Origin of the sequence: Hymenobacter sediminis, from assembly GCF_003231285.1 — a bacterium.
Classification (GTDB): domain Bacteria; phylum Bacteroidota; class Bacteroidia; order Cytophagales; family Hymenobacteraceae; genus Hymenobacter; species Hymenobacter sediminis.
In genome coordinates, this window is the sequence record NZ_QKNS01000004.1 from 117,053 (window position 1) to 132,432 (window position 15,380).

A 15,380-nucleotide genomic window follows, 5' to 3' on the forward strand; every position below is an offset into this window, starting at 1 on the left:
GGTTGAGGTGGATGGGAGAGTGAACACTGGGAAAGAACGATTGGTCAGGTAAAATAGAAGTTATTCCCTAATCCTCAAGCTATAAGCAGTATTCCTACCCCTGCCATACGACGAAACCCGGCCGGCGCAGCTGAGGAATACCTCTGCTACCCCAGCCGGGCCAATCAACCCTATCAAGCTTCTTACAGCTCCTGCATCAGCACCTGATACAGAGCCAGCATGCTGTCGATATCACGCTTATCCACGATTTCGTCGGGCGAGTGCACATTGTCTTCGGGGGCGCCTACGAAGCACCAGTCCCAGGGCTGGGCACCGTGCTGCAGTTCCTTAGCATCGGAGCCGCCGCTGCCCTCTACCTCCAGCTGATGCGGAATGCCAGCCTCGCGGGCAATGCGGCGGATGCGCTCCACGTAGCTGCGGCGCGGAATCAGAGAGTCGCGCAGGGAAATGACTACCCCCTCTCCCGGGTGCACACCTTCCGTCACCCAGGTAATATCGGAGATAAGCGCCTGCCGCACGCCGTAGGTTTCATAGATGTAGCGGGCCAGGTAAGCTACTGAGCCACCACCGTGCTCTTCCCAACATGAGAAAGCCACGATGCCGTCTTGCAGCGTTTCGCAGAGGCGCAGGGCGGTCCAGACTCCAAGCCGATTATCGAGGTAGCAGCTTTGCACCGAGGTTTCAGTTTCCCGAAAGTCACAGCGGAAGGTTAGCTCTGTACCCCGATCAATTTCGCGGTAAAAATCGTAGCTGAGCGCTCCTGTTTCCTCATTTACAACGAGTGTGCACTCTATTTCTCCCTGCGAGTCGCGGCCAACTAACGGATAGCCTGTTTCCGCGTCGGGACCTCCGATGCGCACTAGTTGCCGGCCGTAGCGTACCGTGAACCCAATGCTATCGAGATGGGCGAAAACAGCCGTCCTTGGCTTTCCAAATATAAGAATAATGCAATCCTGGAACTCTCCGCCCGACAGTACGGTTGGCTGGGTGCGCCATTGGCTTTGGTGTTGCTGTATGTAGCCGAGTAAGAATTCTGTCAGAGGAGCTTCGTTGCCAGAAGGGGCTGCTATCTGGCAAAGGGCTTGTAAAAGCTGCATATGGCGTATTTTATTTGTCCAAAACTAGCCCAAATGTTCTACTTTAGCTGTCCTGATGGGCGGCCCGGAATATTTTTGACTCGCAGCAGAAGCCGCAATTCGCTATTCTTATGGTTAAACAACTCCAATTTGTCCTGTTGTTGCTGTTACTGCCGCTAACGGTGTGGGCACAGCAACCCGACACTACCCGGCCGGCTCCTTTACCGGATACAGTGCGGCAAGTGCAATTGGAAAACGTAGATGTAGCTCCGAATGCCGTTGACACCAAAGGGTGGCTATTATTAGATAAGGATATTCAGACCGAGCTGGAAGGCGCGGTTTTCAATCTTTACAATTTCAAGTACGATAAGGCAGAGCGCCAGTTCCGGAGTTTGCGCCGGCGCTACCCTAACCACCCCATGCCCTACTTCTTGATGGGCTTGAGCACGTGGTGGAAAATAATGCCTTCCAACATTGCCAACACGCAATACGACAAGCTATTCTTTGCCTATATGGACACGGCCATCACCAAGGGTGAAGCTCTGTATAAGGCAGATACTCGTAACTACGAGGCCTGTTTTTTCCTGGCGGCCAGCTACGGCTTCGACGCTCGTCTACACGCAGAACGGCGCGACTGGCGCAAAGCTACTGTAGGGGCCAAACGCTCTCTTGACTACCTCGATAAAAGCAAGGAAGCCAACGGGTTGAGCCCAGAGTTTCTATTTGGCCAGGCTCTGTTCAACTACTATGCGGTCTGGATTCCGGACAACTACCCATTGCTTAAGCCAGTGCTACTCTTCTTCCCGAAAGGGAACAAGCAACTAGGTCTGCAACAACTGCGCAACGTAGCTGACAACGGGTTTTACGTAGGGCCAGAGGCGCGGGTATTTCTCATGCGCATCCTCATGAATGAGGAAGATAAGCCTGAGCAGGCCATGCCCATTGCACGCTACCTAGCCACTACTTATCCCGACAATGGGTATCTACAGCGTATCTACGCCAATGCTTGTTTCCGCCAAGGTGAATTTCGGGAGTGCGAACGGGTGAGCCGCGACATTTTAGATAAGCTGAACCGTGGCCTACCAGGCTACGAGGCTAATAGCGGCCGGTACGCCACCTACTTTCTAGGCTACCTCATGCAGAACAAGTACAAGGACTTCACGAAGGCCAAGGAGTACTACCAGCGCTGCATTGTATTTGCCGAAACCAACGGCGAAACCAAATATGGCTTTTACGTTTTTGCTAACCTAGCCCTGGCACGTCTTGCAGACCGTAGCAAAGATGCCGCCGCTGCCCGTCGGTACTATACCGTAGTCCTTGACAAATCCGACCATAATTCGGAACAATACAAGGAGGCCAAAGCGTACTTAAAGACGAATCGTAAGTAGGGACGGCCCCGCGCGCACTGTATGGAACTCAAAGACTTATTCTTAACCCCACTGTACCTCGGGATATTCTACGCAATAGCCTTTGCCGTGCGCAAGCGGTTCACAAATTCGTTAACGCGCAAATACTTTATTCCAGCTCTATCACTTAAGTTCTTGGGAGCCATTGGCCTGGGGCTGATCTACCAGTTCTACTACGGGGGCGGCGACACGTTTAACTACTTCTTTCACACCAAGGTAATCTACGGGGCCTTCGGTGATTCCTTCAGCACGGGCCTGAAATTGCTCACGAGCCAACACCCGCCGGATGCAGACATGCTGCGCTATACCGGCCAGATGTACTGGTACGACGCCCCCACAGAGTACACCGTAATTCAGGTAGCCAGCTTTTTTGCCCTGTTTTGCTTTGATACCTACACGGTTATTGCCCTATGCTTTGCCTTCACTAGCTTCTGTGGTGTATGGGCCATGTACGTCACGTTCGTGAAGCTCTACCCTACTGCGTATAAAAAGCTAGCTATTGCCGTGTTTTTCCTACCCTCGGTATTTTTTTGGGGTTCCGGCCTAATGAAAGACTCGCTTTGCCTAGGCGCGCTGGGCTGGGCTTTTTACGGGTTTTATCACGTCTTTATCGACAAGAAAAACATTTTTACCGCCGCCGTGCTCGGGGGGCTAGGGGTATATATTCTGCTGTCAGTGAAAGTGTACATCCTGCTGTCCTTCCTGCCCCCGGCGCTACTCTGGATTTTTAACGAAAACAACCAGCGCATCAAGTCCGCTACCACCCGCATGCTACTCAAGCCTCTTTTCTTGATTCTGGGTCTAGGGGCAGGCTATGTGGGCGCCACCGGGCTTACAGCAGGTGACGAGAAGTACGATGTGGAAAAAATTGGAGAGCGGACCAAAATCAATCAACAATACCTGACCCATTACGTGGCCAACGGCTCAGCCTACAACATCGGGGATTTTGATGGCTCGATGGGCTCGTTGGTGAAGGTAGGCCCGCAGGCCATTGTCGTGTCGTTATACCGGCCGTTTTTGTTTGAGGCCCGCAACCCCATTATGCTCCTCTCGGCCCTGGAGGCGACGCTATTTATCTGGCTGACAGTAAGCTTGTTTTACCGGACGGGCTTGCTCAAGGGCTTTCAGCTTATTCTGGGCAAACCAATTCTGACTTTCAGCTTCCTTTTTTCCATCATTTTCGCCATTGGGGTAGGCATAAACAGTGGCAACTTCGGCACGCTGGTGCGCTACAAGATTCCGCTGATGCCGTTCTACTTGGCGGCGCTCTACATCATGCAGGCCATGGCTTCAGCCAAGAAAGCCCCAGCCCGCCGTCCTCAGCTAAATAACCCTAGGAAGTTGCGGCGGTTGGCGACTACCGAGTAGCGCTCCTCAATGGTGCGGCGGGCCGCTTCACCCATTTGCGCCCGCAAGGATGGGTTTATCAATAATCGCCGTAGCGCCGCTTCCCATTCCGCGGGGGTAGCGCAGATGTTGCCGTTCACATTTTCCTGCACTACTTCCGTATTCATGCCTACCGGCGAAACCAGCGCCGGCTCACCCAGGGCCATGTATTGCAGGGCCTTGAAAGCGCACTTGCCCTTTGCCCACGGATCATCCTCCAGCGGCATCAAGCCCACGTGAAAGGTCAGCAGGTCGGCTATTTCGGTTTCCTTGCGCCAGGGCACGTACACCAGACTGCGCAGGGGCAGTGCCGGTGGCTGGTTGGAAATAACTCGAAACTCGAAGTTAAACTCCTGCTCCAAGCGAGCCAGCACGGGTACTACCTGCTCAATGTACTTGAGGGTAGAGTGTGTACCGGTCCAGCCAATCACCAATTTGCCTGGGGCCTGCTGGTTACGTACCCGGTTGTGCAGGTGCTCGGTATCAATAGTGGTAGGGTTGATGATGGCGTTGGGGTTGAATTGACGGGCGTAGTCGCGCAGGTAGGCGTTGCCGCAGCTTACCTTATAGGCCCAGCGGCAGATGCTATCTACCTTATGGTGCCACTTCACCCCAGCCACTATCTTGTTAGCCTCCGAAGTATTTGGAATCCAGATTGCGTCGTCGAAATCGTAGATAATCTTTTTACCCAGCGCTTTGGCAATCAGCCACTCGAACACGGGCGGGCCAATGGGCGAGGCTTCGCGGTGGATGAACACGTAGTCGTACTGCGGAACGGAGAACAGCAGGGCGGTCCGGCGCAGGAACCCGCCCAGAATGCCGGTTACCTTCTGCAACTGATGACCGGACTTGTAGAGAATAGACCACGTCGCATCGGAAATAAAAGAAGCAACCCGGTACTGGTACCCCGCGGCAGTTAGCGCCTCGAAGTACTGCTCAAAACGAAACCGTTGGGAAGGTGCTTTGCCCGCAGGATACGGAACTAGAAACAGAATGCGCATGCTCAAAAGTAGGTAGGCCGGCGTTAGAATCGGCAAAGGTACTGTATCTAGCGCTGTATGAGTTACTACGCAGCGGTCATTGCCACTGACACATTTCCGGCTTGTTATCTTTGCGGCCCAGCCAAGTAGCCGTTCCTCGGGTGAGGCATCCGACTCGCTTGTTCACTTCCCAGCGTATGCCTTTTGGTTCCTCGTCTTCGCTTCCGCTCCTGTCCGTGGTTAGCCCCGTATATCAGGCCGAGCAGGTCCTAGACGAACTGGTAGCTCGCTTGGAAGCGGCCCTGACCAATCTGCCGGGAGAATACGAGATACTCCTAGTGGATGATGGCAGCCGGGACGAAAGCTGGACGGCCATCTGCCAGCATGCCGCGCGCACAGCCCGCGTGCGGGGCGTGCGGCTTTCGCGCAATTTTGGCCAGCACCACGCCATTACAGCTGGGCTGGAGCACAGCCGAGGCGAGTGGGTAGTGGTCTTGGACTGCGACCTGCAGGACCGACCAGAGGAAATCGACCGGCTCTGGACAACGGCACAGGAAGGCTACGATGCCGTGCTGGCACGGCGGGGCCGCCGCACCGATTCGCCGTTTACTGTGTGGCAAGCGCGCGCCTTTTACGCTGTGCTAGCCTACCTTACTGGTCAGCTTCAGGACCCCGAGGTAGGCAACTTTGGCATCTATCACCGCCGCTTGATTGATACGGTGCTTCGGCTGCGAGAAAGCACCCGCTACTTTCCCAGCATGGTCCGCTGGGCCGGCTTCCGGCAAACCTCTGTGCCCGTGCAGCATGGCCGCAGCGAGCGGCCTACCTCCTACTCCTTGGCACGGCGCCTACAATTGGCACTGGACATCATGCTTACCTACTCCGACAAACCCTTGCGGCTGGCGGTATACTTCGGCCTGCTGCTGGCCGGCGTGGCGTTTGGCTTGGGCGTGGTGATGCTGACGCGCGCCCTGCGGGGCCAGATTGTGGTGCTCGGCTACGCGAGTCTGATTGTGTCGCTTTGCTTTTTCTCCGGCGTTCTTATTACCGTGCTCGGGGTAGTGGGCCTGTACGTAGGCAAAACGTTTGAGGGAGTGCGGGCCCGCCCTCTGTACGTAGTAGATACAATTACTCCTGCTCCGACTTCATGACGCCCATTCCCTTCAACAAGCCCTACCTGACCGGCCCGGAGCTGACGTACATTGCCCAGGCGGCGGCCTTGGGCAAGCTTTCCGGCAACGGCGTGTTTACCCAGCGCTGCCAGCAGTTTTTCGAGCAACACTACGGCTTTGCCCGCGCCCTGCTCACACACAGCGGCACAGCGGCCTTGGAAATGGCTGCTTTGCTGCTCGATCTGCAGCCCGGCGACGAAGTGATTTTGCCGTCGTTCACGTTTACCTCTACGGCAAACGCCTTTCTGCTGCGCGGGGCTACACTTGTTTTCGCTGACAGCAGCCCGGATCACCCCAACCTCGACCCAGCAGAAGTGGCCCGCCTGCTGACGCCGCGCACCCGTGCCATGGTGCTGGTGCATTACGCTGGGGTGGCCTGCGACCTAGACGCGCTGCTATACCTCGTACGGCAGCACAACCTGATTCTAATTGAGGACGCAGCCCAAGCTATTGAGTCGTACCACGGCACCCGCCGGCTGGGCACTATCGGACACTTGGCGGCCTTTTCCTTCCACGAAACCAAGAACATAAGCGCCGGGGAGGGGGGCCTGCTGGCTATCAACGATGCTCAGTTTGCCGAGCGGGCTGAGATTCTCTGGGAAAAAGGCACCAACCGGGCCGCCTTCTACCGGGGCGAAACGGGCAAGTATGAGTGGGTCGACGTTGGCTCTTCATTTCTCCCATCGGAGATGACGGCAGCCTTCCTGTGGGCCCAATTGGAGCACCGCCAGCGCATCCAGGGCCAGCGGCTGCGGCAGTGGCGCTGGTATCAGGCGGCCTTGGCGCCCCTAGCCGCCGTGGGAGTAGGCTTACCTCATATTCCGGCTTACGCCGCGGCCCACAACGGCCATATCTTTTACCTGCTGTGCCGCTCCCCCCAAGAGCGGCAGCAGCTCATTAACCATCTGGCGGCCCACGATATTCTGGCCGTCTTTCACTACCAGCCCCTTCACGACAGCTCCTTTTTCCGCTCCCGGTATATTGGCCCGGACCTACCGCGAGCCTGTTACTACGCGGCACATCTCATCAGGCTTCCGCTGTACTATGAGCTAAGCGAGACGCAGCAAGGTCGGGTGTCAGAGCTGATTCTGCAGTTTTATCTCCCTCCTAGTTAGCGGCTTTAACTACGTAAGAACGACCAGCTATTGCAATAACCGCTTGTATTCCCCCACGTAGCGCCCGATAGCAGTTTGCAAATCGTAGTACTCCTGAGCTTTTTGGCGCAGGTGGTGTCCATCTTTCTGCAGCAGCTCAGGAATGGTGCGGGCGGCGGCCTCGTAGCCCGTGGGCTCCAGCCGGGATACTACCGTGCCACCGTCCGTTTGCCGAATGATATCCGCTACGTCCCCTACCCCATCATTGCAGATCACAGGTAGGCCCATGGCGAGAATCTCACCGAGCTTGGTGGGCGAGCTGGCTTTCTTGGAGTAGCTTTGCTTGATAAAAAACAGATTCAGATCCGACGCCGCCACTAAGCCGGGTACTTCCTTCCGGGTAGCAGGACGCACCAGGAAATCGGTGAGATCCAGCCCGGGCACTTTCCGGGCCGCCTCCAGCACCATTTCCGGCGGCTCCTGGGTTACGAACAGCATCTTGGCACCTGGGTAGTGCTGTTTGATAACGGCAAACTGCGCCAGCATTTCATCCAGCAGGTACCAAGCCCCAATAGAGCCCAGGTAGCTAACTACCAAAGCTTTTTCATCGTAGCCGAGCTGTCTACGGGCTGTCTGCCGGTCCTGCGGGGTCAGCAAGGGAAACACCGAGAAATCGGCGCTGCACGGAATGACCGTAATAGGCGTACCCGGGTAGGCCGGCCAGGTCTGCATTTCTCCCTTGCCATTTTCCGTGAGGCTGATGATGCCATCGGCAGCGGCAATAAACTCGGTTTCCTTGCGCTTATAGGTGCGATAGGCCCGTCGGTAGATGGGATTCTGCAGATTCCACATGCCGCCTTCCACCCGCTCATCTACCCAGAAGCCGCGCATATCAAACAGGAACTTCACCCCATATTTGCGCTTGAGCAGCAGCCCTACCTCAGCACTTACGTAGCTACGGCAGTGGGTCATATCAAAGCCTAGCTCTTGGTGCAGGGCCAGCGCTTTTTGCCGCAGTTGATACCGGTCGTAGAACTTGGCCAACACCGGGGGCTTGCGGGTGAAAAAAATATGCTCCCACCGTATTCCAGCCGGTTCAATAATGGCCCGGATGGTTTTCTCGTGCTGGGCAAACCGCTCCCTTTTTTCCGTTGACAGTAACGTGATACGGTAGCCCTGCTGGGCCAGCCCCACCAGGTAGGGCAACACCTGCGACTGTCCCAGGGGATCAGTCATGCCGTCGTAGGAAATAAACAGAACGCGGGGCGCGGATGAACTCATGCCGGTAAAATAAAAAACGTTAGGCCGCTAACTGATGGGTAGTAGCCCACTGGTGCAGCACAATTAATAGCCACACACGATTGTACAAATGGTCCTCGCCGGCTTCAAACCGCCGTACCAGCTCTTTCACTACCTCCGGGCGTACAAAGCCAACCTGCTCTAGCACCTGAGGCTTGAGGTACTCGTCAATGAGGTAGTGCAGGTCCTTCTTCAGCCACGTACCCAGCGGAATGGAGAAGCCCCACTTGGGCCGGTCGAAGATGTGCGCCGGTACGTAGTCATAAAGCACCTGCTTAAGTAGATATTTGCTCACACCATCCTTCACTTTGAGGGCCGGGTCGAGGTTGAGGGCAAACTCGGCAATGCGGTAATCCAGCAGCGGCCCTCGGGTTTCCAGGGAGTAGCGCATGGAAGCGCGGTCTACTTTCACCAGCAGGTCATCCTGCAGGTAGTACTGCATGTCGAAAATAGCCTGCTGCTCGGCCGGGGTAAGCGTGCGGGGGGCGGGCCACTGCTCAGGCAGGGCCGGCAGGCTGTTAAGGCCGGGCTTCAGCAGCTTGGCAATTTCCTTTTCGGAAAACAGGTACTGCTCCTGGGAGAAGATGTGGCTCCGCAACCGCTCCTGGGCCGGATAATTCAGCAAGTCGGCCACACGCTTGTAGCGGTTGCTCATCTGCTGCATCACCAGACGGGCCGGGTGCCGTAATAGATTCACGCTACTCTTGGCCAGACGGTTGGCCCAGGTGTACATGCCGTAGCCGTGAAACAGTTCGTCGCCCCCATCCCCCGACAGGGCCATAGTTACGTGCTGCCTGGCCAAGCGCGACACCATCAGGGTAGGCACGGCCGAGGAGTCGGCGTAGGGCTCGTCGTAGATGGTTGCCAGCTCGGCCATGCTTTCCCGGGCTTCCCGCTCCGTTACGGTGAAGCTGTGGTGATCGGTGCCCAGGTGCATAGCCACGGCGGCGGCGTAGCTCGACTCGTTGTGTTTAGCCGAGTCAAAGCCGATGGAGAACGTCTTGACCGGTGTGGACGAAACGCTCTGGGCCATGGCCGTTACCAAGCTGGAGTCGATGCCGCCGCTGAGGAACGTACCGAACGGCACGTCCGAAATCATGCGGTATTGTACCGAGGTGCGCACCAAATCGTGAAGCTGCCGCTTGGCCTCGACTTCGTCGCTGAGTACCTGCGGGGCTACTTTCTCTTCCAGCTTCCAGTAGCGCGCCTCCGTGAACTCTGTCGCCGTAACGTGGATGTGGGCCCCGGAGTCCATCTTTTTAATCTCGTTGTAGATGGAGCGCGGCCGCGGAATATAGCCTAGGTAGAGGAACTGATTGACGGCTTCCTTATCCACCGTCAGGCGCCGCCGGATGGGCGCCAGATTCACGACTGACTTCAGCTCCGAGGCAAACGCGAAGGTCGCCCCATCGAGGTAGTAGTAAATCGGCTTTTTGCCCAGCCGGTCCCGGAACACATCCAGCTGACCTGTTTGCTTATCGTAAATAGCAATGGCGTACATGCCGTTGAGCAGCTGCACGAAATCGGGCCCCAGTTGCACGAAGGCTTCCAAGATAACTTCGGTATCGGAGGTAGTGCGCGTGTGCAGGCCTAACTGGTCGCGGATTTCCTGGAAGTTGTACACCTCCCCATTGAAAATGGTCACGTACCGCTCGTTGTGCGAAAACATCGGCTGGTTAGCGGCCGAGGATAAATCGAGGATGCTCAGGCGGCGGTGGCCTAGCCCCACCTGCCCGTCGAAATAGAAACCGTCAGCATCCGGGCCGCGGTGGGCCAGACACGTGGTCATATTGCGCAGCATTTCCTCGGTGAGAGGAGAGGCCGCCGTACGATTCAGAAAACCAGCAATACCGCACATGGGCAAGTGAAGAGTTATGACCCGTGAAGAATAGCTACGCCGCTACTCCTCACTCGGGCGCTAAATGAATTAGGCCGCCGAACCAGACCGACGCAGCCGTCGCCACAGCGGGCGAACGTCGGTGGAAACAGATTTAGCCAGAAAGCGCAGGAAACGCGCATTATCGTGCATGTCGCCGCGGTAGCAGGCCGCCAGAATCAGGTACAGATTGGCCAGGCACTGCCGGTAGTACGCTTCCGACGAAAAGTAGCTACCTTCTTGGTGTAGCTTGGTAAAAGCGTAGAGCATATCCCGCTCCATGAGCGGAATATTGTTGTGCATCTGTTGGCCATGAATGCGGTAGCGCACCAGCGTCTCGGTCAGGTAGCCAAACTCCGTGCACCGGGCCAAGCGCACCCATATTTCCCAGTCGGCCGAGGTAGAGAGTTTGGTATCAAAGTGCCCAGCTTCATCCAGTACGCTCCGGCGCACCACCACGCTAGAAGGGCTGTGAATAACTGTAGTACTCATTTCCAGCAGCAGAGGTAGCACCTGCCCGCCTTTGCCCTGGATAACTTCTACCGTTTGGTTGGTTTCCGACTGAAACCGCTCCTCTGCCGAATGCACCAGCCCGATGTGCGGGTGCTGCTCCAAGTATGCTACTTTTCGGGCTAGGTTTTCCGGCTCAAACAGGTCATCGGCATCTAGGAAAGCAATGTATTCGCCCTGGGCCAGGCTGATTCCCACATTGCGCGAATCGGCCACACCCGAGTTAGGCTTGGAATGCAGACGCACCTGAGGCTGGGTACGAGCAATGTCGGCCACAATCTTCGCCGATGCGTCTTTCGAGCCATCGTCTACCACTAGCACTTCCACGGCCGGGTAAGTTTGTTGCAGCACTGATTGCAGGGTAGCAGCAATGTACTTCTCCGCGTTATAGCACGGAATTACAACGGATACCAACGAAGCTACGACCATTCTTACAGGTTAATTTTAGGCAGGGGCGTCCCCGCTTAGCGTAGTTTTGCTTTGAGCTGCCGCCACTGCCGGCCCAGCGCCGGGTTATCTATGTACAGCTCTCTAAGCCGAATGCGTAGCAAAGCAGGCACTTTACTTAGAGCAAAGTCAGTGTAAAGCTCTTTCTGGGTACTGGGTGACTGCTGCAGATAACGGTGGTATAAATACCGAAAACGGTTCTGGCACAGCATGGCCCAAGGCCTGTGCAAAGTGAAATGCAAAATTACTTTGTCGGTCAAATAGGTTTCAAACTCCTTACGTGGCAGCATTTCCGGAACGTACGAATGCAGCGTATTGAATCTGCTGTCGATTTTTTTCCAATTGTTACGCAATACTGCATTCAGTGCACATTGATCCACATACTTGATCCGCTCGGGGTACTGTTGCAGATATTGTAGTGCCTGCTCTGAAATTTGTTGTCTACGCCACTCTTTCATCTGCATAAACAGCACCCCCGAGTTGAAATACTGCCCCTCCTCTGTAATACCCAATAAAGGTTGCGTCTTTACCCAATTATCATACACCGCTGCTACAGGGCACGTGCCTAGGTCAATCTGATTAAACTGATCTAAATCGCCCACCACTAACGTGTCACTATCGATGTAGAGTAAGTACTCTACTGATTCAGGCACTAGAAATGCGAAGAAGAGGCGGTAGTAAACAGCAGCAGTCCACTTGCTCCCTAAGACAAACTGAGAGATTAAGCTCTGATCAATTTGATAAAAGGTAATAGTAGAATTATGAGCCTGTACGTGTTCTTCAATCTTAGCTTTATCTGCCGTCTGGATGCCAGTTGCAATAGCATGTATTGCAATTGGCATGCTTGGGTTGCTGACGAATATTGAAGTACTTAAGGCATAAAATTGATCCAGATAGTTCTGATCAAATGTGATACCCAAATGGAAAACGCGCGAGGCGGACATACTGCGAAAATCAGCTAAACAAGTTCTATATTACTGAAAACGGAGTACCCGCCGCAGCCGCGAGGCCCACAACGAATTCTCCCACAACAGCCGTAACTGGCTGGGGGTTTGCGGCGGATTTTCCGTATAAAACGGTACCAGATCAGCAATGCGCTGCCCGGGCACAAATTGCAGCAAGGGCCATGCCTCTTTATCGAGAGGATGGACATTTTTGGCCTCCTTGTAGTTATCCGGGCTGAGTTTCAACCAGAAATCCAGATACGCCTGCGTGTCAAAGTCGTGGGCGTGACCCCAATTGCTGATTTTCTCGCGAATCTCCTGCTCGTCGCGTGCCCATGACTGATGCAGAATAAAGTAAGGTGCGTAGATGTTGAACCAGTGGCTGACCCGCCCGTGGTAGTAAGCAGGGGCATTGGTAGCCACTGGGTTGGATACATCAGCCCAGAGCTGCTGCTGTCGGTCGACGGCCAGAAAACCGCTGTCCAACTGTTTGAACAGGGTAATGTAGGGGCAGCGGATATTAACGGGGCGCGAGGGATTAAACCCACGTAGCCACTTAGCAAAACCAGCGAAGTTGAGAAAGTACTCGTCGGCATCCAGCTGCACGTGCCAGCCGCCCTTACCCAGCCGCTCCGCAATCAGGTGGCGCTGCCGCACCTCATTATCCATGGGTGCAAGCTCCGGCCGGTGGAAGTCGTCCTGGTAGATGTCAATCTTATTCTGAGTGTCCAGCCGTTTAACCAAGGCGAAGAAAGCCTCGTCGTCGAAAGAAAACGGTTTACCGGCCCAACTGATGCGGTCCTGATCCAGTGACAGGCAGATGCGGTCAGCCTGCTCGTACACCAGCGGCAGCGAGTGCTCCAGGAAATACCAGTCGTAGGCTACGCAGAACCCAATTTTTATGGCTTGGCTCATGCTTGGGTAATATGGCGCTTGGCGTGATAAAGCACGTCTTTCAGAAAGGAGGGCGTAAACGGCGATTTGCGCAGCGCCACCCAAGCGTGCTGATACCCTTCCCGGAAACGGTTCTCATTGAAGGCCTGCACGGCATTGTCTTGGAGCATTAGAGGGTGCTCCTCGTAGATAGTGGGTAGCTGCTGCGTCAGGCGTTGTACGGCTACCAGCTTATCGGCCCAGGTTTTACGCTGAAACTCGGGCGTAATGGCGTCGGCCAGCACCAAATCCGTGATTTGCTTCTTCACGCGGTACCAGTAGTGGTAGACGTACTGGTCACAGGGATGCAAGTCGGTGCGGGTCTGCAACACTAGGGAAAAGGCGTACTGCTCGCTGGCATGGTTCTGCGTAGGAGGATAGAACTGGTCTGTGAGCTGGTACACATCCGGAATCATAGCCAGTATTTCCGCCGGAAGGCCCATCACACCAGCATTCCATGACTCCTGCGTAGCCGAGTAGTGCTCTATGCCCCGCGAAGTTTGGAAGCTCTGCTGCTCAATCAGGTTCAGGAATGCGTGAAACGTTACACCCATAGGCAGGGGTAGCTTGCGACATTCCTCGTAAGGGTATTCCAGCAGGTGCATGAAACTGCGTCCAGGCCGGAAAGCTTGCATCCAGGGTAGCGCGTCAGCCGTGAAAAAGGTATCAGAGTCGACGTAGAGTATGTCGGCCCCCGGATGACGCTGAAACGCTTCCTCAATCAGCGCAATTTTCATGCGGTGCAGAAAATCAATCTCACCCCGCATTACCTTGATTTTCTCGGGAGTCAGCAGCACGTAGTCCACCTCAATGTCCGTCAGGTACGGCCGGAAGAAATCAGGAGCGTCCGTGAACAGCACGGTTTTAACCTGATTGACCGGACCGCTATACCATGCCCAAAAGCTCATAATAGTGAGCAAAGCCCGGCGGTACTCACTTTCCCGGCCGAACGATTGGGTTACGAGCAAATGCATGAGAACAGAACGCTTAAAAGGCGAAACCGGCGAGCATACTGCTTTGGAGGCAGCGCTACCCTTCAGTTCAGCAATGAAAATCAGAGGTTACGAAAACAGGAGTTGAAAGCCAGAGCGGGTATGATTACTGTCCGCAGTACAGGTCTTCCAAGGCGCAAAGATACGTGTCTAACCCGAATCGTTGAGTCGCAACTGTTTGCCCTGCCGTCCGTACGTGCGCGCGCAAGGAGGGGTCGGTCAGGTAGCGCTGCACGGCAGCGGCAATGGCAGCGCTGTCGGCGAAAGGAACTACCAGCGCATTTTCCTCGTGACGGATGAACTCTGGTGCCACGCCGGAAAGAGTAAACACGGCCGGAATGCCAGCCGCCAGCGCTTCTACGTAAGTTTGGCCAAATGCCTCGCTGTGGTCATCAATGGGCGTGTGCACGTACACATCAAACAGCTGGTACAAAGAGCCCAAATCGTTTTCAAATCGAATCTGCTCGTACGACTCAGCCGGCAGGTACTGGTTCAGCAGGGCCTGAATTTCCTTTTGATAGTCGCCGTGGGCGTTGGCCAGCAGCAGCTTGGCCGTGGGGTACTGTGTAAGCAGCGTGGCAAAAGCCGGGATGATATATTGAATTCCCTTCCACTCGGTCTGTCGGGCAATAACCCCAATAACCGGGTGCCGACCGTTCGCCTGGTACTTCTGCTGCAGAGCGGCTACCCGTTCCGGCTGGGGCTGCATAAAAGTTCCCAGGTCGAAGCCATGATGAATCAGGCGGATCTTTTCCGGCTTCACCCCCTCCTTTTCCACCAGTATCCGCTTCACCATTTCCGTAATGGCCACGATGTGGGTAGTCAGGGCATTAGTAAACCGGTCGTAGTATACAGCCCGGGGGAAGTACTGATGGTGCAGGGTGGAGTGGTGCCGTGTCAGGATGCGCCGCGGCACGCCCACCGACCACGCGGCCAGCAGCCCTACCACATTGGCGTCAAACAAATGTGTGTGCACTACCTGGCTTTTCCAGACGTTGAGTTGGCCTCGCACTTCCCGTATAGCCCGTAACAGGTCCGCCTTACCCCGATATACAACCCGCACCACAGGCAAGCCCACCTCCCGGATATATTGTTCCAGTTCGCTGTCGGCCGGGTTCAGCAGAATAAAGGACAAGGCCACCCTATGGGGGTTCAGGTGCTTGGCAATCCACTCGAAGGACAGCGCCTTATTAACGGCCGAAATGATGTAGGTGACGCGAACAGGAGAGCCGGGTACCGGGGAAGCAGACATAAACAACTACTAA

General features: G+C 55.4%; 13 protein-coding genes. 4 read left to right on the forward strand and 9 right to left on the reverse strand.

Annotation, left to right across the window (positions count from 1 at the left end; translation table 11 throughout):
- Nucleotides 1-182: 182 nt before the first annotated feature.
- On the reverse strand, nt 183-1,097 hold the full coding sequence (locus DNI29_RS12105; protein WP_110978377.1) for a M20/M25/M40 family metallo-hydrolase: 915 nt from the start codon (nt 1,095-1,097) through the stop codon (nt 183-185).
- Between the two features lie 110 nt (nt 1,098-1,207).
- Here DNI29_RS12105 and DNI29_RS12110 point away from each other — a divergent pair, with 110 nt between their 5' ends.
- Nucleotides 1,208-2,464: a tol-pal system protein YbgF gene (locus tag DNI29_RS12110; protein WP_110978378.1), complete on the forward strand. Its 1,257-nt coding sequence runs from the start codon at nt 1,208-1,210 to the stop codon at nt 2,462-2,464.
- A 21-nt stretch (nt 2,465-2,485) separates the two neighbouring features.
- The gene (locus tag DNI29_RS12115; RefSeq protein ID WP_123823228.1) at nt 2,486-3,850 is read left to right on the forward strand and encodes a hypothetical protein; all 1,365 of its coding nucleotides are present in this window, start codon (nt 2,486-2,488) and stop codon (nt 3,848-3,850) included.
- Here DNI29_RS12115 and DNI29_RS12120 read toward each other — a convergent pair.
- On the reverse strand, nt 3,802-4,869 hold the full coding sequence (locus tag DNI29_RS12120; protein ID WP_110978380.1) for a glycosyltransferase: 1,068 nt from the start codon (nt 4,867-4,869) through the stop codon (nt 3,802-3,804). The genes DNI29_RS12115 and DNI29_RS12120 overlap by 49 nt on opposite strands.
- Nucleotides 4,870-5,045: 176 nt before the next feature.
- On the opposite strand from DNI29_RS12120, the gene DNI29_RS12125 reads away from it, so the two are divergent.
- Both DNI29_RS12125 and rffA read left to right on the forward strand, forming a co-directional pair.
- On the forward strand, nt 5,046-5,999 hold the full coding sequence (locus DNI29_RS12125) for a glycosyltransferase family 2 protein (protein ID WP_110978381.1): 954 nt from the start codon (nt 5,046-5,048) through the stop codon (nt 5,997-5,999).
- A complete protein-coding gene (rffA, locus tag DNI29_RS12130) occupies nt 5,996-7,135 on the forward strand; it encodes a dTDP-4-amino-4,6-dideoxygalactose transaminase (protein WP_110978382.1) in 1,140 nt (379 codons plus the stop codon). The genes DNI29_RS12125 and rffA overlap by 4 nt, the downstream gene beginning before the upstream one ends.
- 27 nt (nt 7,136-7,162) lie before the next feature.
- On the opposite strand, the gene DNI29_RS12135 is transcribed toward rffA, so the two are convergent.
- From DNI29_RS12135 to DNI29_RS12165, 7 genes are all read right to left on the reverse strand, one after another.
- Nucleotides 7,163-8,350, reverse strand: coding sequence for a glycosyltransferase (locus DNI29_RS12135; protein ID WP_162303594.1), 1,188 nt, complete (start codon nt 8,348-8,350; stop codon nt 7,163-7,165).
- A gap of 64 nt (nt 8,351-8,414) precedes the next feature.
- A complete protein-coding gene (gene asnB / locus DNI29_RS12140) occupies nt 8,415-10,271 on the reverse strand; it encodes an asparagine synthase (glutamine-hydrolyzing) (protein WP_110978384.1) in 1,857 nt (618 codons plus the stop codon).
- 69 nt (nt 10,272-10,340) lie between these two features.
- Entirely contained in the window at nt 10,341-11,228 is an 888-nt protein-coding gene (locus DNI29_RS12145) for a glycosyltransferase (RefSeq protein ID WP_110978385.1), read from the reverse strand.
- Between the two features lie 35 nt (nt 11,229-11,263).
- Nucleotides 11,264-12,190, reverse strand: a complete 927-nt coding sequence (locus tag DNI29_RS12150; RefSeq protein ID WP_110978386.1) for a glycosyltransferase family 8 protein — start codon at nt 12,188-12,190, stop codon at nt 11,264-11,266.
- Between the two features lie 30 nt (nt 12,191-12,220).
- The gene (locus DNI29_RS12155; RefSeq protein ID WP_110978387.1) at nt 12,221-13,105 is read right to left on the reverse strand and encodes a hypothetical protein; all 885 of its coding nucleotides are present in this window, start codon (nt 13,103-13,105) and stop codon (nt 12,221-12,223) included.
- A complete protein-coding gene (locus tag DNI29_RS12160) occupies nt 13,102-14,097 on the reverse strand; it encodes a hypothetical protein (protein WP_110978388.1) in 996 nt (331 codons plus the stop codon). The genes DNI29_RS12155 and DNI29_RS12160 overlap by 4 nt, the downstream gene beginning before the upstream one ends.
- A gap of 124 nt (nt 14,098-14,221) precedes the next feature.
- The gene (locus DNI29_RS12165) at nt 14,222-15,367 is read right to left on the reverse strand and encodes a glycosyltransferase family 4 protein (protein ID WP_110978389.1); all 1,146 of its coding nucleotides are present in this window, start codon (nt 15,365-15,367) and stop codon (nt 14,222-14,224) included.
- Nucleotides 15,368-15,380: the final 13 nt, after the last annotated feature.